General features: G+C 73.8%; 2 protein-coding genes. One reads left to right on the top strand and one right to left on the bottom strand.

Features of this window, described 5'->3' with window-relative positions; translation table 11 throughout:
- Window positions 1–3,415: condensation domain-containing protein (locus ABD879_RS32345; protein ID WP_345025589.1), on the bottom strand; the 3,415-nt coding region annotated here is incomplete at its 3' end.
- Here ABD879_RS32345 and ABD879_RS32340 point away from each other — a divergent pair.
- A partial coding sequence (locus ABD879_RS32340; RefSeq protein WP_345025590.1) for a hypothetical protein occupies window positions 3,323–3,510 on the top strand: 188 nt, incomplete at its 3' end. The two genes, ABD879_RS32345 and ABD879_RS32340, sit on opposite strands and share 93 nt — an antisense overlap.

Raw genomic sequence — 3,510 nt, 5'->3', positions numbered from 1 at the left:
CCACCGACTCACGACCGACCCCGGCATCCCGCAGGTACCGGGCCAGCTGGTTCGAACGCTCGTCCAACGCGGCATAGGTCAGGGACGCCTCGCCGCACCGCAACGCCACCGCGTCCGGGGTGCGCTGCGCCCACGCCCGGATCTGGTCGGGGATCAGGACGTCGGGGACGGACGTGCCGGTGTCGTTCCAGCTCTCCAGCAGAGCGGAGCGTTCGGTCTCGTCCAGGACCTCGATCCGGGAGATCGCGCGTTCCGGGTCGGCGGCGATCTGCTCCAGCACCCGCAGCAGCCGGTCGGCGTAGGTGCGGACGGTCGGCTCGTCGAACAGGTCCGGACGGTAGGTCAGCCGCAGCTCCCACGGGTCCACGGGCGCCACCGCGAGCGTCAGCGGGTAGTGGGCCGCGTCCTGCGCCTCCGCGTCGAGCAGGCGCAGACCGCCGGGCATCCGCAGCCCAACCGCCTCGATCGGGTAGTTCTCGTAGACCAGCAGCGTGTCGAAGGTGGCGCCGGAACCGGCCGCCCGCTGGATCTCCGCGAGCTCCAGGTACTGGTGGTCGATGAGCTCGGACTGCCGGTCCTGGAGCGCGGACAGCGTCGACAGGAGCGAGGCCGACGCGTCCAGGCGCACCCGGACGGGGACGGTGTTGATGAACAGGCCGAGCATCCGGTCCACGTCGGGCAGGTCGGCGGGGCGCCCCGACACGGTCGCACCGAACACCACGTCGCCGCGGCCGGTCAGCTTGCCGACCAGCACCGCCCACGCGCCCTGCATGAGCGTGTTCAACGTCAGGCCGTGGGTGCGGGCGGTGTCGCGCAGCGCGTCGATCAGCCGCTCGTCCGGCCGGATGGTCAGGTTGGCCGGGAGCGCCGCGGCCCCGGCCGCGGCGGGCGCGACGAGGGTCGGCCCGTCAACCCCCGACAGTGCCCGCCGCCAGGCGTTCCGGGCCGCGTCGCGGTCCTGGCGGGCCAGCCAGTCCAGGTAGCCGCGGTACGGGACCACGGGCGGCAGCGCCGAGGTGTCGCCGCCCGCCTCGTACACCTGCCACAGCTCGCTCATCAGCACCGGCAAGGACCAGCCGTCCAGCACCAGGTGATGCATGGTGACGACCATCCGGTACCGGTCCGCGCCCAGCTTCACCAGCAGTACCCGGATCAGCGGCGGTGCCGCAACGTCGAACCGGCGCCGCCGTTCGTCGGCGGCGAGCCGTTGCGACTCCACGCGGGCCTCGTCCAGACCGAGCCCGGACAGGTCCGCCTCATGCCACGGGACGGTGGCTTCGGGCACCACCGCCTGCACGTACTGTTCCGCTCCGGTCGGTCGGCGGAAGCCAGCGCGAAGGCCCGGGTGCCGGGCCACCAGGGCGTCCCACGACCGGCGCAGCAGCGCGGGGTCGAGGTCGCCGGCGAACGTCGCCAGGTGCTGGACGGTGTAGACGTCGGGGGCCTGCTCGTCGTAGAGCGCGTGGAACAGCAGCCCCTCCTGGAGCGGCGACAGCGGCCACACATCGGCCAGGCCCGCCTGCTCCAGTTCCTCGATCTGGTCCTGGTCCAGGCTCACCAGCGGGAAGTCCGACGGGGTGTGGCCGCCCGGCGCGTCGGCGAGCCCGGCCAGCAGATCGGCCCAGGTCTGCGCCAGGGACCGCACGTCCGGCTCGTCCAGCAGCGTCGCCGGCCAGCTGACCGACAGTTCGAGTTCGGGGCCGCCGGGCAGGTCGTGCACGAGCCCGGCCGCCTCCAGCACGTGCGTGGCCGCGAGCCGGGGGTCGGCCCCGCCGCTCAGCCCGCCCGCGCCCGTGGGCTGCCAGTGCCGGCCGGGCTCGCCCGCGGCGAAGCGGCCGAGGTAGTTGAAGCCGATCTGCGGCACCGGCAGCGCGGCCAGCTCGGCGGCGGTCCGCGGGTTGAGGTGGCGCAGCAGCCCGTAGCCGAGCCCGTCGGACGGCACCGCGCGCAACTGCTCCTTGACGCGCTTGACCAGTCGTGCGGCGTCCTGGCCGCCGGGTGTGGCGTCCAGGTCGCCCGCGTCCAGGCGGACGGGGTGGAGGCTGGTGAACCAGCCGACCGTCCGGGACAGGTCCATGCCGTCGGTGAGGGGGACGCGTCCGTGCCCCTCGACGTCCACGAGGATCCCCGCTCTTGTCTCGGGACGCCACGCGGTGACGGCACCGGTCAGGGCGGCGAGCAGAACGTCTTCGATCCCCGCGTGGAAGGCGGCGGGGACGCGGGTCAGCAGCGCGCGTGTCACCTCAGCCGGGATCGTCACCGTCACCTGGCCGACCCCGGCCGCGACCACGTCCACGTCCGCGTTCAGGGGACGGTCGGCCAGCCCCGGGTTCGGGCCGCTCAGCAGGTCGATCCACGTTGGAAGCTCGGCCAGGGTCTCGGGGCTGTCCGCGCGGGCGCGCAGTTCCCGCGCCCACTCCCGGTAGGACACGGGGACGGGGGCGAGGTCGGGGGTCCGGCCCTCCGCCGCGGCCGTGGCGGCGTCGGCCAGATCGGACAGCAGGACGCGCCAGGACACGCCGTCGACCGCGAGATGGTGGACCGCCCACAGGAGCAGGCCGTCGGTGTCCGGCCCCGCGTCGAACCAGACCAGCTGCGTCATCACCCCGGCCCGGGGGTCGAGCCTGCGGCCCGCCGCCCGCGACTGCTCGGCGACGACGTCGGGGGCGATGCCGTCCACCCGGCGCAGCACGGTGCCGACGTCGACGGAGCCGGGCGCGGGGACCAGCAGTTCGTCGGTGCTTTCCAGGCGGGCGCGCAACATGTCGTGCCGGTCGAGGACCGCCCGGACGGCCCTGGCGAGCCGCCCGTGGTCGAGGCCGGCGGGGACCGAGAGGAGCATCGACTGGTAGAACTCGCCCTCCAGCGCGACCCGTCCGGCGCGTTCCGCGACGTCACGCATGATCGGGACGAGCGGGAGCCGCCCCGTCGCGGCGTCGCCGCGAGGCTTGGCGGCGGCCTGGTCGGCGGGGACGGCGACGGCCGCGAGCCCGGCGGGCGTACGGTGCTCGAACACCTGGCGGACGGTGAACGACAAGCCCGCCCGTCGGGCCCGCGACACCAGCAGCATCGAGATGATCGAATCCCCGCCGAGTTCGAAGAAGGAGTCTTCAGCGCCGACCCGGTCCAGGCCCAGGACCTCGGCGAACAGGCCGCACAGCACCTCTTCGGCCGCGTTCGCCGGACCACGCCCGCCCGACCGGCCACCGAAATCAGGCGCGGGCAGGGCGGCGCGGTCCAGCTTGCCGTTCGGCGTGGTCGGCAACGCCTCCAACACCACGAACGCCGCCGGAACCATGTACTCCGGCAACCGCCCCGCCACGTGATCCCGCAACACGCCATCATCCACACCGGCCCCCTCAACAGGGACGATGTAGGCGACCAGACGCTTGACGCCGGGCTGGTCCTCGCGCACCACCACCGCAACCCGCCCCACCGATGCGTGCGCGGCAAGGGCGGCCTCGATCTCGCCCAGCTCGATCCGGAACCCCCGAACCTTCACCTGATCGT

Source organism: Actinomadura keratinilytica (assembly GCF_039539665.1).
Classification (GTDB): domain Bacteria; phylum Actinomycetota; class Actinomycetes; order Streptosporangiales; family Streptosporangiaceae; genus Spirillospora; species Spirillospora keratinilytica.
The sequence above is the reverse complement of the archived record's forward strand: the minus strand, read 5'-3'. Positions and strand labels throughout refer to the sequence as shown.